Annotated in this window: 17 protein-coding genes; 9 read left to right on the top strand and 8 right to left on the bottom strand. The window is 62.7% G+C overall.

Annotation, left to right across the window (positions count from 1 at the left end; all coding sequences use genetic code 11):
• Positions 1-51: 51 nt before the first annotated feature.
• From LAC81_RS09905 to LAC81_RS09895, 3 genes are all read right to left on the bottom strand, one after another.
• A complete protein-coding gene (locus LAC81_RS09905) occupies positions 52-1,056 on the bottom strand; it encodes a GlxA family transcriptional regulator (RefSeq protein WP_113539282.1) in 1,005 nt (334 codons plus the stop codon).
• Positions 1,057-1,884: 828 nt separating this feature from the next.
• Positions 1,885-2,088, bottom strand: coding sequence for a hypothetical protein (locus LAC81_RS09900; protein WP_223727676.1), 204 nt, complete (start codon positions 2,086-2,088; stop codon positions 1,885-1,887).
• 99 nt (positions 2,089-2,187) lie between these two features.
• Complete coding sequence (locus LAC81_RS09895) at positions 2,188-2,466, bottom strand: hypothetical protein (RefSeq protein WP_223727675.1); 279 nt, start codon at positions 2,464-2,466, stop codon at positions 2,188-2,190.
• Between the two features lie 112 nt (positions 2,467-2,578).
• Between LAC81_RS09895 and LAC81_RS09890 the strand changes: the two genes are divergently transcribed.
• Positions 2,579-3,469: a LysR substrate-binding domain-containing protein gene (locus LAC81_RS09890; RefSeq protein WP_113539286.1), complete on the top strand. Its 891-nt coding sequence runs from the start codon at positions 2,579-2,581 to the stop codon at positions 3,467-3,469.
• 74 nt (positions 3,470-3,543) lie between these two features.
• The gene (locus LAC81_RS09885) at positions 3,544-4,191 is read left to right on the top strand and encodes a VIT1/CCC1 transporter family protein (protein WP_223727674.1); all 648 of its coding nucleotides are present in this window, start codon (positions 3,544-3,546) and stop codon (positions 4,189-4,191) included.
• A 24-nt stretch (positions 4,192-4,215) separates the two neighbouring features.
• Here LAC81_RS09885 and LAC81_RS09880 read toward each other — a convergent pair whose 3' ends face one another.
• Positions 4,216-4,872, bottom strand: a complete 657-nt coding sequence (locus LAC81_RS09880) for a GntR family transcriptional regulator (protein WP_223727673.1) — start codon at positions 4,870-4,872, stop codon at positions 4,216-4,218.
• Positions 4,873-5,143: 271 nt separating this feature from the next.
• On the opposite strand from LAC81_RS09880, the gene LAC81_RS09875 reads away from it, so the two are divergent.
• From LAC81_RS09875 to LAC81_RS09850, 6 genes are all read left to right on the top strand, one after another.
• On the top strand, positions 5,144-6,568 hold the full coding sequence (locus LAC81_RS09875) for a M20 family metallopeptidase (RefSeq protein ID WP_223727672.1): 1,425 nt from the start codon (positions 5,144-5,146) through the stop codon (positions 6,566-6,568).
• 33 nt (positions 6,569-6,601) lie between these two features.
• The gene (locus tag LAC81_RS09870; protein WP_223727671.1) at positions 6,602-7,321 is read left to right on the top strand and encodes an ABC transporter permease; all 720 of its coding nucleotides are present in this window, start codon (positions 6,602-6,604) and stop codon (positions 7,319-7,321) included.
• Positions 7,321-8,043 (top strand): ABC transporter permease, encoded by a 723-nt coding sequence (locus tag LAC81_RS09865; protein WP_223727670.1) that lies wholly within the window; start codon positions 7,321-7,323, stop codon positions 8,041-8,043. The genes LAC81_RS09870 and LAC81_RS09865 overlap by 1 nt, the downstream gene beginning before the upstream one ends.
• 2 nt (positions 8,044-8,045) lie before the next feature.
• Positions 8,046-8,822: an ABC transporter ATP-binding protein gene (locus LAC81_RS09860; RefSeq protein ID WP_223727798.1), complete on the top strand. Its 777-nt coding sequence runs from the start codon at positions 8,046-8,048 to the stop codon at positions 8,820-8,822.
• Positions 8,823-8,891: 69 nt separating this feature from the next.
• Entirely contained in the window at positions 8,892-9,749 is an 858-nt protein-coding gene (locus LAC81_RS09855) for a transporter substrate-binding domain-containing protein (RefSeq protein ID WP_223727669.1), read from the top strand.
• A 489-nt stretch (positions 9,750-10,238) separates the two neighbouring features.
• A complete protein-coding gene (locus LAC81_RS09850) occupies positions 10,239-10,706 on the top strand; it encodes an SRPBCC family protein (RefSeq protein WP_223727668.1) in 468 nt (155 codons plus the stop codon).
• Between the two features lie 122 nt (positions 10,707-10,828).
• On the opposite strand, the gene LAC81_RS09845 is transcribed toward LAC81_RS09850, so the two are convergent.
• Positions 10,829-11,041, bottom strand: a complete 213-nt coding sequence (locus LAC81_RS09845; protein WP_223727667.1) for a hypothetical protein — start codon at positions 11,039-11,041, stop codon at positions 10,829-10,831.
• 234 nt (positions 11,042-11,275) lie between these two features.
• On the opposite strand from LAC81_RS09845, the gene LAC81_RS09840 reads away from it, so the two are divergent.
• Positions 11,276-11,761 carry a BA14K family protein gene (locus LAC81_RS09840; protein WP_223727666.1) on the top strand — a complete coding sequence of 162 codons (486 nt, stop codon included), beginning with the start codon at positions 11,276-11,278 and terminating at the stop codon, positions 11,759-11,761.
• 118 nt (positions 11,762-11,879) lie between these two features.
• On the opposite strand, the gene LAC81_RS09835 is transcribed toward LAC81_RS09840, so the two are convergent.
• The 3 genes from LAC81_RS09835 to LAC81_RS09825 all read right to left on the bottom strand — a co-directional run bounded on the left by LAC81_RS09835 (position 11,880) and on the right by LAC81_RS09825 (position 14,808).
• Complete coding sequence (locus LAC81_RS09835) at positions 11,880-12,197, bottom strand: hypothetical protein (RefSeq protein ID WP_113539297.1); 318 nt, start codon at positions 12,195-12,197, stop codon at positions 11,880-11,882.
• A 199-nt stretch (positions 12,198-12,396) separates the two neighbouring features.
• Entirely contained in the window at positions 12,397-12,600 is a 204-nt protein-coding gene (locus LAC81_RS09830) for a hypothetical protein (RefSeq protein ID WP_113539298.1), read from the bottom strand.
• 135 nt (positions 12,601-12,735) lie between these two features.
• Positions 12,736-14,808, bottom strand: a complete 2,073-nt coding sequence (locus LAC81_RS09825) for an ASKHA domain-containing protein (protein WP_223727665.1) — start codon at positions 14,806-14,808, stop codon at positions 12,736-12,738.
• Between the last annotated feature and the right edge of the window lie 89 nt (positions 14,809-14,897).

Raw genomic sequence — 14,897 nt, 5'->3', positions numbered from 1 at the left:
ACGAAAAAGGGCGGATTGCTCCGCCCTTTGAAGGTTTCCTTCTATCGGTCCCTACCGCGCCATCTGCAGCGTCAGCTTGCGGTCGGCGCGCTCCTGCTGCGGCGAGCGGTTGTAGAGTTCGCGATAACACTTGGAGAAGTGCGAGGCGGAGACGAAGCCGCAGGCGACCGCCACTTCGACGACCGGCATCGACGACTGGATGAGCAGGTGCCTTGCGCGGTCGAGGCGGATTTCCAGATAATAGCGCGCAGGCGAGCGGCCCATTTCCTGGCGGAACAGTCGCTCGATCTGGCGGCGCGAGAGATCGGCGCCCTCGGCGATTTCCAGAAGCGACAGCGGCTCGGCGAGGTTTGCCTCCATCAGTTCGATGATCGACAGAACCTTGGCATTCTGCACGCCGAGGCGGGCGCGTAGCGGCAGGCGCTGGCGGTCGTGAGGCCCGCGCACGCGGTCGGTCAGCGCCTGTTCGCAGACGCGGTTGACGAGGTTCTCGCCGAAATCCTGGTCGATCAGGTTCAGCATCATGTCCAGCGAGGCGGTGCCACCGGCGCAGGTATAGATGTTGCTGTCGATCTCGTAGAGGTCGGCATAGACGTCGACCTGCGGGAAACTTTCGGAGAAGCCCGGCAGGTTTTCCCAGTGGATGGCGCAGCGCTTGCCGGTCAAAAGGCCGGCCGAGGCCAGCACATGGGCGCCCGTACACAGGCTGCCGACGGCAACGCCGCGGTTGTAGACTTCGCGCAGCCAGGCATTGACCGACTTGTTGTTGAAGTCTTCGACATAGATGCCGGAACAGACCAGCACCATCGACGGGCGATTTTCGCCACCGAGGAACTTGCGCTCGTCGGCCAGCGACGAATTCACCTCGAGCGCGATGCCGCTCGAAGAGAGGACCTTTTCGCCGTCCGACGAAGCGAGGCGCCAGGAATAGGCCTCGTAGCCGAGCATGCGGTTGGCGATGCGGAGCGTTTCGATCGCCGCCGAAAAGGGCAGCATGGAAAAGTTCGGCACCAGGAAGAAGACGAGAGAACGCTTTTTGGTCAGTGGCTTGTTCATGAGGCTTCCCATGCTTGGCGATGCGGGTATATTCGTCGCTTGGAAGATACTCTTCGGCTTGTCTGTTTGCGACATTCGCATGGATAGCAGCGACCGCAAAGTGATTTCGCATTGCGACATCGCTCGGCAAAAGGCGGTTCGTCCGGTCTTTCAGGCTTTTGTAAGGAAAGCGACAGTTTTTCCAGCGTGTCTGACGTTATCTGACAAGAACTGCCAGAGATACGCAATAATTACAAAGCACGCTCCAGGGTTGTGTTTGCCGATTGCGACGTTTTCGATGTGGGGGTGGGGTGTCGGTATGAGACAAGTCTGCTCTCAAGGCCAGGAAAAGTGCCAGGCGTTCCGGACCCCAAGGCGGCTCCAGGAAAAGTGCGAAGCGTATTGATGGACGATGGCCGAGCTCTGGCGGCGCGCGATTTCCACATGCATGCAAAGCTGCAGGCACTTCGGAAAGGCGATTTAGTATGAAGCAGGATGGATCAACAGCCGGTCGCCGTTTGGTCTCGCGGGCCAAGATCCTGTGGGCGGTTTCGATTATCGCGACGGCCACCGCTTTGGGCGCTCACATCGGCTGGGAGAGCCACGGAGTAGCGGGGGCGTTGGCGCTGGGATTCGTTGGCCTCGTGGCCGGGGGTTTTCTCAGTTCACCGTCGCTTCTCTTGCAGATTTCTTGAGCCGCATTCGAGCGACCATTTCTCGCGCGCTTGGCGGGGCCGGCGGAGTGCGCCGCAAGTGAGCCGCGCAAAGAGAAAGGGCACCGCCTTTTCGGCGATGCCCTTTACTGTATCCGGCCGTCTCGATCCGCGTAAAGCAGATCAAGCCGTCACGTCATTGTCCGGTCTTGTGCACTGCGTCGTCCACCGACGGGAAGCCGATGTCCTTCAGCGTGTCATAGGACAGGTTTTCCAGAGCCCGTTCCTGGCGATGGCGCTTCCACGCTGCCCAGGCACGAACCTGCAGATTGAAGAGACCCGGAAGGGACGAGTGGGAGGATGCCCGTTCCGAGGCCGATGAAAACTGAGTGTTGGACATTTCATGGCTCCTTCTGAGTTTCTCAGCAGGTCGCGACCATGAGGCTATGTATGGCGCAACCTGATCTATCATTCCAACGAATATGTTTGATGCCTTTCATCAAACATAGTGATTGATTAGCGGGTCCGCAAACATCACGTCGTCGCGAACTCGCTTCGGCAGTTTGGCCAGTTCGCGCCGGGCTTCCACCCGATTTCGGGCGATTTGCCGTTCGCGTCGATGCCGGACAACGCCGTCGAGGACGGCAATCACTTGGGTAAGGGCGTTGAGGACCATGTCGTTGCTCCTGCTATGCTCATTTTTTACCACTGCCGGCGACGGCGGGCTGTTACAAAGGGAACTCTTCGAAGCGGCGATAACAAGTACGGCGGCGGACATGGCTTTCTCCTTCCTTCGTCGTCCTTGAGCTTGACTATCGGCCATCCCTGATGTTCAATCAAACGAAATGAAGTGAACATATCTTTCAGTTTTTCTGAATGAGGATGCCGCCATGAACATGATGATGCGCCACGCGCTTCCGCTTCTTGAAATGGATGTGCTGAAGACCTTTGTCGCCATTGCCGAGACCGGCAATTTCACCACCGCTGCCGAAACCGTCTACCGCACGCCGTCTGCCGTCTCGATGCAGATCAAGAAGCTGGAGGAGATGCTGGGATGCACGCTCTTCCTGCGCGACGCGCGCTCGGTGACGCTGACGCCGAAGGGGGAGATGCTGCTTGGCTATGCCCGCCGGCTGCTGTCGCTCAACAATGAAACGGTGTCGCGCTTCCTGCTGCCGGACATGAACGGTGTCGTGCGGGTCGGTGCGCCGGAAGATGTCGGTGAGCGCATCCTGCCGGAGGTGCTGAAGCGCTTCGCCGATTCCTATCCCAACGTGACGATCGACGTGTCGATCGGCATGAGCAATGCCATGCGCAAGAAGGTCGACGAACATCGGCTCGACATCGCCATCTTCAACAGTCTCACCGAGGGGACGCCGAAGAATGGTGAAATCCTGATGCAGGAGAAGCTGGTCTGGGCCGGCGCCAAGTGCGGCAATGCGCATCTGAAGGATCCGCTGCCGGTGTCGATGTGGGAGGATGGCTGCGTCTGGCGGGCGGATGCGGTGGAGAAGCTGTCGCGGGCGGGGCGCAAGTTCCGCATCGCCTTCCTCAGCGCCTATACGACCGGCCAGCGGGCGGCCGTTCTCGCCGGCCTCGCGATCGCGCCGCTGCCGCGTTACCTCGTCCAGGGCGAAATGGTGCAACTCGGCGAACGCGACGGCTTGCCGGATCTCGGCCACTACAATATCGGCCTGCAGGTGATCAACGATGCGCCGGCGCCGGTGCTGGCGGTTGCCGATCACGTGCGTGACGCCTTCGCCGACCTGCAGATGCAATAGGGAGGCCGCATGCGGTTTGCTGCCTTCCGACCCTTGCCTGCCACCCTTCGGTTCGTATCGCGGGGCGAACGGCCTTGAGCGACCATCCACGCCCCGTTCTCGATCCGATCGACCGTCTCTCGGAGATCATCTTCGGGCTACTGATGGCGCTGTCCTTCACCGGAACGATGAGCACGGTGGCCGGCGAAGAGGGTGGGGTCAACGCCGTGCTGGTCGCCGCCTTGGGGTGCAACATCGCCTGGGGCATCGTCGACGGCGTCATGTATGTGCTGACGACGGCGGTCGAGAGGGTGCGTCGCCGCGGCTTCCTCGATGCGCTCCGGCGTGAGCCGATCGATCGTGCCCGCAAGATGTTTCTGGAAAACCTGCCGGATGACGTGCGTCGCGTGTCTTCGCCAAAGGAGACCGAGGCGCTGCTTTTGCGGGTGAGGGCGCTTTCCTGTGATCCCAGGCACAGGGCGGTCACCGGGCATGACCTGAAGGCGGCCTTCGCCATCTTCCTGCTCGTGGTCATATCGACGCTGCCGCCCAGCATTCCGTTCCTGTTGGTCGATGATGTTGCGCTGGCAATGCGCGTTTCGAACGCCATCGCACTCGTCATGCTCTTCGTCATCGGCGCGCGTCTTGGCCGCTACATGGGCCGCAGCCCCTGGCCGATGGCCTTTGCTATGGCGGCGATTGGGGCCGTGCTGGTGGCGGTGACGATCCTCTTTGGCGGATAGTCACCGCAAGGGTGCCGGCAAGGCTCACGCCTTGATCGGCGCCTGGCGGATGTGGATTTCGATCAGGCGTTTCAGTTCGGCCAGGTCTCTCGCCTCAAGTGCATCGACCATCAGATGATGCTCGCGCGCGGACTGCTCGATGCGGGCGCGGGTGCGCCATTGCGACACCGGGGCAGACACGGTGCGCTGGCGGATTTCGGCAACGACGTCGACGAGTTCGGAATTGCCGGCGAGCTGCAGAAGCGCGCGGTGGAAGGCGAGGTTGGCGTCGTAATGCTCCATGATGGAGCCGCGGAACGACATCTCGTCAAACTCCCTTGCAAGCCCGCGCAACTCGCTGATCGCCGCCGGCGTGACATTGGCGATCATCCTGTCGGCGACGCCGGTCTCCAGGATCACGCGGATATCGCTGATCTCCCGGGTGCGCTGGTCGTCGAGTTCGTAGACCTGGTAGCCGCGGTTGGGATTGTGCTGCACCAGCCGGCGCTGCGACAGGCGGTCCAGCGCCCGGCGCACTTCGGGCCGTGTGCAATCGTAGCGGCGCTCCAGGTCGATCTGTTTGAGCCAGGCACCCGCCGGCAAGGTCCCGGTCAGGATGTCGTGCAGCAAGAGGTCGGTGACGTCCTTCTTCTCCTCGGGCTTTTCCTCGGGCGCCAGCATTTCCGTCAGATCGTCGCTCATTCCCTGCCTTACACTTTCTTGGCCGCTGTCGCCGGCGCGCGCGCCACTTCGGCGGCGGGCGCCCACGTTGCCTGTCGCGGCGGAATTGGCTCCATTTTTGGAGAAACTATGATGCTGCCCTGAACAATTCAATGCGCGGGAGCGGCGTTCCATGCTGGCTTCGCCGTTGTGCACATCGGTCGAAATGTTTCAGGACCCTCTTGTGTATCCAAAAATGTTATCATAAATTGGCGCCAATTCTGGTTACTATTATTGCGGAAGTCAAGAAACGATGAAAAATGCCGATGCCGTCTGGGACCTTCTCGAAGCCAAGCGCGAGCGGTTTTTCGTGCTCAGCGACCGGGTCTGGGATACGCCGGAAACCAATTACGAGGAGTTTTCCTCGTCGGCCGAACATGCCGATTTGCTGGAGGCCGAGGGCTTTCGCGTGTCGCGCGGCATTGCCGGCATGCCGACGGCGGTGATGGGCGAGGCGGGCGAGGGCGGACCGGTCATCGCCATTCTCGGCGAGTTCGACGCGCTGCCGGGATTGAGCCAGGAAGCAGGCCTCGCCGAGGAGCGCCCGCTTGTCGAAGGCGGCAACGGTCATGGCTGCGGCCACAATCTGCTTGGCGCCGGCGCGATGATGGCGGCAACCGCCGTCAAGGATTATCTCGCTGCCAAGGGCATCAAGGGGCGGGTCCGCTATTACGGTTGCCCGGCGGAAGAGGGCGGCTCGTCCAAGGGTTTCATGGTGCGCGCCGGCGTGTTCGACGATGTCGATGTCGCCATCTCCTGGCATCCTGCACCCTTTGCCGGTGTCAACAACCCGATCTCGCTTGCCTGCAATGAGCTCGACTTCCGCTTCAGTGGCCGGGCGTCGCATGCATCGGCGGCGCCCCATCTCGGCCGCAGCGCGCTCGACGCGCTCGAGCTGATGAATGTCGGCGTCAACTATCTGCGTGAGCACGTGCCGTCGTCGGCGCGCATCCACTATGCGGTGACCGATACGGGCGGCAATGCGCCGAATGTGGTGCAGGCCCGCGCCAAGGCGCGCTATCTCGTGCGCGCCCGCAGCCTGCCGGAACTGCTCGACCTCGTCGAACGCGTCCGCAGCGTCGCCAAGGGCGCCGCCATGATGACCGGCACCACGGTCACGGACGAGATCGTCAGCGGCGACGCCAACCTGATCGGCAACACGCCGCTCGAAGCGCTGATGCATCGCCAGCTCGAGCATCTGGGCCCGCCTGAGTTCGACGAGGATGACCGGCGGATGGCGGCAAAGTTCCAGGAGACCTTTACCGGCGAGGATATCGCCTCTGCCTTCGAGCGTTTCGGGCTGAAGTTGCGCCGCGGCATTTCGCTGTGCGACACGATCTTTCCGCCGGAAAACGGCGCCGGCACGCTCGTCGGCTCCACCGATGTCGGAACGGTGAGCTGGGTGGTGCCGACCGTGCAGATGCGCGGCGCGACCTACGCGATCGGTACGCCCGGCCATTCCTGGCAGCTGGTCGCGCAGGGCAAGCTGCCGGCCGCGCACAAGGGCATGGAGCACGCGGCCAAGGTGATGGCGAGCACGGCGGTCGAGCTGATCCTCGATCCCACGCTTATTGCCGCTGCCAAGGCCGACCACGCGGCACGGCTGGAGGGCACGCCCTTCGTCAATCCCATTCCTGACGATGTCGACCCGCCGATCCCCGGGGTGAACCATGGTTAAGTCATCGATCGACAAGCGAAGGGAGGCGCTGAGATGACTGAGCCCGGTTTCCTTGACATCATCAGCGTCGGGCCGGACGGCTGGGGGCCGGCGCTTGCCGCCGGCGCCTGGATGACGATCCTGATCGCGATCGCAGGGTTTGTGATCGGCGGCGTCATCGGCACCTTCGGTGCCTGGGCGAAAATCTCCGGCGGACCGATCGTGCGCCGTTGCGCCGAGACCTATACCACCGTGCTTCGCGGCATTCCCGACCTCCTGGTCATCTATCTCTTCTATTTCGGCGGCAGCGCCGTGGTGACCGCCGTCGGCCAATTGTTCGGTGCGGAGGGTTTCGTCAGCTTTCCCGGCTTCATCGCCGGCGCGCTCGCGGTTGGCATCACCTCCGGCGCCCAGCAGACCGAGGTCTATCGCGGCGCCTTTCGTGCCGTGCATCCGGGCGAACTGGAGGCGGCAACCGCCTGCGGCATGGGGCAGTTCCTCAAGTTCCGCCGCATCATCGCGCCGCTGACGCTGCGTTATGCGCTGCCGGGGCTCGGCAACGTCTGGCAGGTGGTGCTGAAGGAATCGGCGCTGGTCTCGGTTACGGGCGTCGTCGAACTCCTGCGCCAGGCGCAGATCGGCGCCGGCTCAACCAGCCGTCCCTTCGACTTCTTCTTCATCGCGGCGATGATCTATCTCGCCATTTCCACGGTCTCGGGCCTCGTTCTTCAGGCCACCGAGCGCCGGTTCTCGCGCGGCGTCAGGAGGGGCTGATGGATATCAAATTCGCGCTTGAAACCTTCTGGAGCTTGGCGGCGGCCCTGCCGCTGACGCTGGAGCTCGCCGCGACGTCGATTGCGCTGGGTTCTGTCCTGGCCCTGGGGCTGGCGCTCGCGCGTCTCTCCGGCATTCTTGCACTCGATCTCTTCGCCCGGACCTACCTGTTCCTGTTTCGCGGCACGCCGCTGCTCGTGCAGATCTTCCTGATCTATTACGGTCTCAGCCAGTTTCCGGCCGTGCGCCACAGCATTCTGTGGCCGCTCCTCAGGGAGCCCTACTGGTGCGCGGTGCTGGCGCTGATGCTGAACACGGCCGCCTATGCCAGCGAAATCATTCGCGGCGGGCTCCTCTCGGTGCCGCATGGACAGGTGGAGGCTGCCAGGGCCTGCGGCATGGGTCGCTTCATGATCTTCCGCCGCATCGTCATGCCGCAGGCGCTGCGCCAGGCACTGCCCGGCTACGGCAACGAGATGATCTCCATGGTCAAGGCGACCTCGCTCGCCTCCATCATCACGCTGATGGAGATCACCGGCGTTGCCGCCAAACTCATTTCGGAGAGCTACCGGGTGATTGAGGTCTTCGTCGTCGCGGGGTTCATCTATCTCGCCATCAATTTCGCACTGACCCGGCTTGTCGCTTTTGCCGAACACAGGCTGAACCCGCAACTGCGCGCGCCGCTGGCGATCTCTGCCCAACTCAAGGGAGAAGCCCTTTGAACATGTCCGCTGCCGTCACCGCACCGGTTGCCATCCGCGTGCACGATCTTCACAAGAGCTTCGGCCCCGTCGAAGTGCTGAAAGGCGTGTCGCTGGATGCGCGCGAGGGTGAGGTGATTTCCATTCTCGGATCCTCGGGCTCCGGCAAGTCGACGCTGCTTCGCTGCATCAACATGCTGGAGGTGCCGAATTCCGGCACGATCGAGGTGGCCGGCGAGGCGATCCGGCTGAAGACATCGAGCGACGGGCGCAGCCGCCCGGCCGACCAGAAGCAGGTGGACCGCATCCGCTCCGAACTCGGCATGGTGTTCCAGAGCTTCAATCTCTGGTCTCACAAGACCGTGCTTGAAAACGTGATCGAGGCGCCGGTGCATGTGCTGAAGCGCCCGCGCGTCGAGGCGATCGAGGAGGCCGAAGCCCTGCTTGCCAAGGTCGGCATCGCCGACAAGCGCAACCACTATCCATCGCATCTCTCCGGCGGCCAGCAGCAGCGCGCCGCGATCGCCCGCGCGCTTGCCATGCGCCCGAAGGCGATGCTCTTCGACGAGCCGACCTCGGCGCTCGACCCGGAGCTCGTCGGCGAAGTGCTGCGCGTCATGCGCGGTCTCGCCGAGGAGGGGCGCACCATGCTGGTGGTGACCCATGAGATGGGCTTTGCCCGCGACGTCTCGAGCCGCGTCGTGTTCGTGCACAAGGGCACGATCGAGGAGGAGGGGCCGCCGCACGAGGTCTTCACCCGGTCGAAGTCCGAACGCTTCCGCCAGTTCATCAAGAGTTGATTGCGCCGGCTGCGGCCGGGCAATCGCAAGAGAACGACCAATCAACATCCACAAAAGGGGAATGCTGTAATGAAGAAGACGACCGCAATCATGGCGTCGGCACTTGCCGTCGCCGCGGGGCTGATGTCCATGCCGGCGCAGGCCGAGGACAAGAAGTGGACGAAGGTGACGATCGCCACCGAAGGCGCCTTTCCTCCCTATAACCTCACCAAGGCGGACGGCACGCTCGACGGCTACGAGATCGAGCTCAGCAAGATCCTCTGCGACCATATGAAGGTCGAATGCACCGTCATCGCCCAGTCCTTCGATGGCATGATCCCGGCGCTCAACGCCGGCAAGTTCGACGCGATCATGGCCGGCATGTCGGCCACCGAGAAGCGCAAGGAAGTCATCGACTTCTCGATCTCCTATGGCAGCACCGGTCAGGCCTTCGCCACGCTGAAGGGCGGCGATCTCGAAACCCTGCCGATGAAGGGTGAACTCTTCTCGCTCGCCTCCAACGAGGCCGGTGCCCGCAAGGCGGTCGAAGAGCTGAAGCCGCTGATCGAAGGCAAGACCATCGGCGTCCAGACCGCCTCGATCGCCGCCCGCTTCATCGACGAATACCTGAAGGGCGTGGTCGAGGTGCGCGAATACAAGACGACCGAGCAGCACGATCTCGATCTCGTCGCCGGCCGCGTCGATTTCGTCATGGCATCGATGGGTTACCTGAAGACGACCGTCGAAAAGCCCGCCAACAGCGACATGGTCATCACCGGCCCCCGCTTTCAGGGCGGCTTCCTCGGCGCCGGCAGCTCCGTCGGCCTACGCAAGAGCGACCCAGAGCTGAAGGCGCTGTTCGACGACGCGATTTCCGCTGCCAAGGCCGATGGCACCATCAAGCGCCTGTCCGAGAAGTGGTTCGGCTTCGACCTGACGCCGCAGTAAAGCCGGTCACCACCGCCATCAACGCAAGCGCCGCGCGTTCCATCGAATGCGCGGCGGTTTCGTCATTTCCGACCTTGTTTCGAACACAATCGCCCCCTATATACCCGGACATCGGTATTGCTTATGAGCGCTGAAAATTCTCGCCGCTCGCAATTGCCGCGTCGCTTTAGACTTTTGACCACGGATGTACTGGCACTGGTGTAAGAGCGATGATGAGGAAGGTCGGTGCGGTTTCGCCCCGGCCTTTTTTGTTGTCTGCATAGCGCTTCTGCCTGATGTCGATTGGCCGACTTCACGTGCCGCCGATCCAATCGGCCTGAAAATTGCGGGAAAGGGCTTGATCGGTTCTGCTGGTAAAAGCTTGCCGGCTGCTCGATGATCGATGACCATCCAATGTTTGGTTCAGAGGATGGCGGTCAGCCACAACCGTCTGACCCGCGGACTTGCGACCTATGACGATCGCCTGTGACGATCAATGGGAGGCAGCGAATGCAAGTGATCGTGCCAGCCCCGGTACGGAAATCTGTCACCGTCAGCGCCCCAGCGGAGCGCGTCTTCGAGAATTTCACGGCCCGAATGGGCGACTGGTGGCTGAAGACCCATAGCCTGACCACGAGCGGGCAGAAGACTGTCGTCGTCGAGCCTCGGGCCGGCGGGCGCTGGTATGAAATCGGCATGTCGGGCGAGGAGAAGGACTGGGGGCGGGTGCTCGCCTACGAGCCGCCGAGGCGCATCCTCTTTGCCTGGCAGCTCAATGCCGAATGGACCTTCGATGAGGACTTCCGCACCGAGGTGGAGGTGACGTTCGAGCCGGCGGACGCCGGCGGCACGACCGTGCGGCTCGAGCATCGCAACCTCCAGAACTATGGCGCCAAAGCGGAGGAGGCCCGCAATTCGCTCGATTCAGAAGGCGGTTGGGCGGGGCTGCTCGGGGCGTTTGCGGCGAGGATCGGGTGAGGCGGGGGCCGGGCGAGGCGGGGCAGCCGATCGGCCGGCACTTCGCAGGGCAAGAAATCAGACGCAACGGATCCATAGCCAGCGTGAGACATTGAGGGCGGCCCCAGCCGCCCTCAATGCCGTCAATCGTCGTATTTCGATACCTTGCCTCTCTGGCGGTTCTCATTGATCTTGCCGTTTTTGCCGAGGCTTCCGGGCTTGTTGACCCCGCCGGCCAGTTCCACTGTTCCAACGGTTTTGGCTGCGGGATGCTTTTCGGCGGGCGCAGGCGAAATGGCAGCGAAAGCGGAGCCCGCAAGAGCGAGCGATGCCGCCACGGCGATGATGATCTTCATGAGTTGTGTCCTCGGTTCAAGCCACGCGCATCAGGCGCGAGCGCCTTGGCTTAGCGCTGGCAGCACCTTGGTGACATACGGCAGCTGCCGTATTTCGACGATGATGGCGGACCCGAGATCTGGCCATGGTTAGCCGTGCGTTAAGACCTGATGTAGCGCCACGCCGCGCACGTTCATCCCACGTTCATGGCGAGTTCCGGAAAATGCCACGACGAATAACTGTTGGATGAAGTCATGAAGAGAATAGGTGCAGTCCTCGTAGCCGCGGCTACGGCACTGTCGGCGGTCTCGGCGCAGGCCGTGCCCATGTCGCCCGTTAAGGTGGGGCAGGCCGCCACCCAACCGGTCGAGCTGGTCCACCACAAGCCAGGTCACTACGGCGGCCCGCCGCACAAGCGCGGCTACGACGGCTACCGCTACGGCGGCAACCGCTACAATGCAGGCCCACGTTACGGCTATTACAATGGCTACGAGGGCTACCGCTACCGTCGCGATGGATACCGCCGCCACAGTGACGGTTGGTGGTATCCGCTGGCCGCCTTCGGGGCCGGCGTGGTCATCGGTGGCGCGATCGCGCAGCCACCCCGCAGGGTCTATTCCAACGCGCCGTCTGCTCACGTGCAATGGTGCTATGACCGCTATCGTTCGTACAACGCCTACGACAATACGTTCCAGCCCTATTACGGGCCGCGCCAGGAATGCGTGTCGCCCTATTATTGACCGGCGCTCCTGATTGACGACGGCCATCGGCACGAACCCCGGTGGCCGCCTTCATGCGGCACCGGGCTGCAAGAGCCGATCGCACGCGCTCGGAGCAATTGTCGCCGGGTCGGGTCGGTTACTTGGTTGGCGTCGGTGTCGGTCGCACCAGCGAGATGACCCTTGGCTTCGACGGTGCGTCCAGCCACTCGATCCACTTGTCCCGTTCCTCGATCGTGTCGAAGAACCGCCAGAGCTTGTAGTCCTCTTCGGTGGTCTGCAGCATCTCGCCGATCGAGACGAGTTCCATCGGCAGTTCCACCTCGTTCCCGTCGTAGCGGATGAAATAGATGCCTTCGGCGGCAAGCCGGATCACTTGGCCGGTGCCGTAGGTTCCATCCGGATCGTCGACGGTGAAATACATGCCGGTCAGGGTATCGAGAATTTTGTCGTTCATCGGTTTTGGATGCCAGTTCAAAGAATAGGTTTGATCAGACCGTCGCCTGCCGCCGGATTTAAGGCAAGCTGAAATCTCCAGTGTCCACATTCACCAACGAGCAAGATGGCCCGATGCGTGACCGAACGACGACTTTCGCCGGTGCGTCAGGGTTCACTTTCAGGGAACGAAGGGCGGCCGGTGCCGCCCTTCGTTTGCATCAGCCAAAAGACGGGGATTTGCCGCGCGGGCGGCTGGAACTGCCAAGGCCCGGCGTCGTGTTGGTTTTTCCGCTGCCGGCGGCCAGCTCGATTGCTTTCATGGCCTTGGCAGCTGGCTGATTATCGGCGGGCGCCAGCGAACCCGCAGCGAAGGCGGACCCGGCAAATGCAAGCGATGCCGCAATCGCGATGATGATTTTCATTGGTCTCTCCTTGGTTCAAGGCACGCGCAAAGGCGCGCCGACCTCGGCGTAGACCTGTGGTGAGAACGAGGACATACGGCGGTTGTCGTATTTCGACACGGCAGAGATTAGCGACTGCGTGGAATGGTTACCGGACTACTCCCGGCTTCTTCTCCGCCGCCTGCCGCCACCCTCGCCATCATCCGCCGTCACCTTGCGCTCGGGCAAGGTGACCACGGTCGAGAGCTTCGGGAACGCGTCGACCTTGTTGGGCATGGCCATGGCGTTGACGAAATGCTCCTGAAACTTTGATTCAAGCGCCGTCTCTATCTTCTCGATTTTGCTGACGGTTTGCTCGATCTCGCGGCGGTGGCCGCGGTTCAGGAGCGCCATCAGCGCGCCGGTGCCGGCCGCGTTGCCGACGGCCTTCACGTCTTCGAGGTCGCAGTCCGGGATGAGGCCGAGCACCATCGCGTATTTCGGGTCGATGAAGGAGCCGAAGGCGCCGGCGAAGCGGATGGTGTCGACATGATCGACGCCCTGCTTTTCCATCAAGAGCTTGATGCCGGCATAAAGGGCGGCCTTGGCGAGCTGGATTGCGCGGATGTCGTTCTGCGTCACCGTGATGCGCGGCTCGCCGTCATGCAGCAGATAGGAGAAGGTGCGGCCGTTCGGGATGATGCGCGGGCTCTTTGCCGCCATTGCGCCATCGACGACGCCATCCTCGGAGATGATGCCGGAGAGATACATCTCGGCAACGATCTCGATGATCGCCGAGCCACAGATGCCGGTGACGCCGACGCTAGCCGCGGCTTCGTCAAAGCCATCCTCGTCGGACCACTTTTCGACGCCGATCACGCGGAAGCGCGGCTCCAGCGTTTCCGGGTTAATGCGAACGCGCTCGATCGCGCCGGGGGCGGCGCGCTGGCCCGACGAGATTTCAGCACCCTCGAAGGCAGGCCCCGTCGGTGACGAGGCGGCGACGACGCGGTCCTTGTTGCCGAGGACGATCTCGGCATTGGTGCCGACATCGACGAGCAGCATCATCTTGTCCTGGCGATAGGGCCCTTCCGAGAGCGTGGCGCCCGCCGCATCGGCGCCGACATGGCCGGCGATGCAGGGCAGCATATAGAGCCTGGCGCCGCGGTTGACGTCGATCTCCAGCTCGTGCGCCCAGTATTGCAGCGCGCCGGAGACGGCGAGCGCAAACGGCGCCTGGCCGAGTTCCGTCGGGTCGATGCCGAGGAACAGGTGATGCATGATCGGGTTGGCGACGTAGACCATGTCGAGAATGTCGTGGCGGTCGACCTCACCCTCGGCGCAGACCTTGCCGATCAGGCCGTTGACGGCCTCGCGCACGGCCTTGGTCATCGCCTCGCGCCCGTCCGGGTTCATCATCACGTAGGAGACGCGGCTCATCAGATCTTCGCCGAAACGGATCTGCGGGTTGGACGTGCCCGAAGACGCGACGATACGGCCGGAAAGCAGAGACACCAGGTGCATTGCAATGGTGGTCGAGCCGATATCGCAGGCAACGCCATAGGCTTCGTTCTTCAGGCCTGGCCACAGGCCGACGATGAAGGGGCGCGAGGAATCCATGTCGCGGTGGATGGCAGCGGTAACGGCCCAGTTGCCCTTGCGCAGGATGCCCTGCACCTGCGGGATCAGGTGCGGCGCAATCAACAGGTCCTTCCAGCCCCAGTCCTTCTCCAGCATCACCTTCAGACGATCGAGGTCGCCGAGCGGCTTGTGCATGTCAGGTTCGTCCACCTCGACATAGCAGAGCTGGATGGCGGCGTTGCGTTCGATCACCCGGTCGGTCGCGGCCTTGCGCACGACCTGGGCGTTGATGACGGTGTCCTGCGGCACGTCGATGACGAGATCGCCGAGGATCTGGGCGGAGCAGGAGAGGCGACGGCCATCCGGCAGGCCGCGGATCTTCTCGTAGCGCTCTTCCTTGGCGCCCTTTTCCGAGATGTGCTCCAGCGAGGAGACGATCTTGTGCTTGGCGAAATTGCCTTCCTGCACCTCGATCTGACAGCGCCCGCAGGTGGCGCGGCCACCGCACACGCTTTCGACATAGACGCCGAGCTTGCGGGCCGCATCGAGAACCGGGGTGCCCACCGGGAAGCGGCCGCGCTTGCCCGAAGGCATGAACAGCACCAGAGGTTCCTTTTGGGGGGCTTCGGTCATGTTGGTCTCGATCTCGGTAGTGCCTTCGGTGCGCATGCTCGGGTCTTTCGTCAGGTCCGCTTCAACTCCGGAGTGAAGCACCGATAAGGTGCTTCATCTCGTGAGCGAAGCACGGCTAAACGGTT

It is taken from the genome of Ensifer adhaerens (genome assembly GCF_020035535.1).
In the GTDB taxonomy this organism is placed as follows: Bacteria; Pseudomonadota; Alphaproteobacteria; order Rhizobiales; family Rhizobiaceae; genus Ensifer.
Note: the sequence above shows the minus strand (reverse complement) of the source record. Positions and strands in the feature narration are given on the sequence as shown.

Excerpts from the sequence above, each read along its gene's own strand:
- LAC81_RS09855 (WP_223727669.1), top strand. The coding sequence starts at position 8,892 with ATGAAGAAGACGACCGCAATCATGGCGTCGGCACTTGCCGTCGCCGCG.
- LAC81_RS09860 (WP_223727798.1), top strand. The coding sequence starts at position 8,046 with ATGTCCGCTGCCGTCACCGCACCGGTTGCCATCCGCGTGCACGATCTT.
- LAC81_RS09900 (WP_223727676.1), bottom strand. The coding sequence starts at position 2,088 with ATGTCCAACACTCAGTTTTCATCGGCCTCGGAACGGGCATCCTCCCAC.
- LAC81_RS09880 (WP_223727673.1), bottom strand. The coding sequence starts at position 4,872 with ATGAGCGACGATCTGACGGAAATGCTGGCGCCCGAGGAAAAGCCCGAG.
- LAC81_RS09835 (WP_113539297.1), bottom strand. The coding sequence starts at position 12,197 with ATGAACGACAAAATTCTCGATACCCTGACCGGCATGTATTTCACCGTC.
- LAC81_RS09850 (WP_223727668.1), top strand. The coding sequence starts at position 10,239 with ATGCAAGTGATCGTGCCAGCCCCGGTACGGAAATCTGTCACCGTCAGC.
- LAC81_RS09865 (WP_223727670.1), top strand. The coding sequence starts at position 7,321 with ATGGATATCAAATTCGCGCTTGAAACCTTCTGGAGCTTGGCGGCGGCC.
- LAC81_RS09905 (WP_113539282.1), bottom strand. The coding sequence starts at position 1,056 with ATGAACAAGCCACTGACCAAAAAGCGTTCTCTCGTCTTCTTCCTGGTG.
- LAC81_RS09830 (WP_113539298.1), bottom strand. The coding sequence starts at position 12,600 with ATGAAAATCATCATCGCGATTGCGGCATCGCTTGCATTTGCCGGGTCC.
- LAC81_RS09870 (WP_223727671.1), top strand. The coding sequence starts at position 6,602 with ATGACTGAGCCCGGTTTCCTTGACATCATCAGCGTCGGGCCGGACGGC.
- LAC81_RS09895 (WP_223727675.1), bottom strand. The coding sequence starts at position 2,466 with ATGTCCGCCGCCGTACTTGTTATCGCCGCTTCGAAGAGTTCCCTTTGT.
- LAC81_RS09825 (WP_223727665.1), bottom strand. The coding sequence starts at position 14,808 with ATGCGCACCGAAGGCACTACCGAGATCGAGACCAACATGACCGAAGCC.
- LAC81_RS09840 (WP_223727666.1), top strand. The coding sequence starts at position 11,276 with ATGAAGAGAATAGGTGCAGTCCTCGTAGCCGCGGCTACGGCACTGTCG.
- LAC81_RS09845 (WP_223727667.1), bottom strand. The coding sequence starts at position 11,041 with ATGAAGATCATCATCGCCGTGGCGGCATCGCTCGCTCTTGCGGGCTCC.
- LAC81_RS09875 (WP_223727672.1), top strand. The coding sequence starts at position 5,144 with ATGAAAAATGCCGATGCCGTCTGGGACCTTCTCGAAGCCAAGCGCGAG.
- LAC81_RS09890 (WP_113539286.1), top strand. The coding sequence starts at position 2,579 with ATGAACATGATGATGCGCCACGCGCTTCCGCTTCTTGAAATGGATGTG.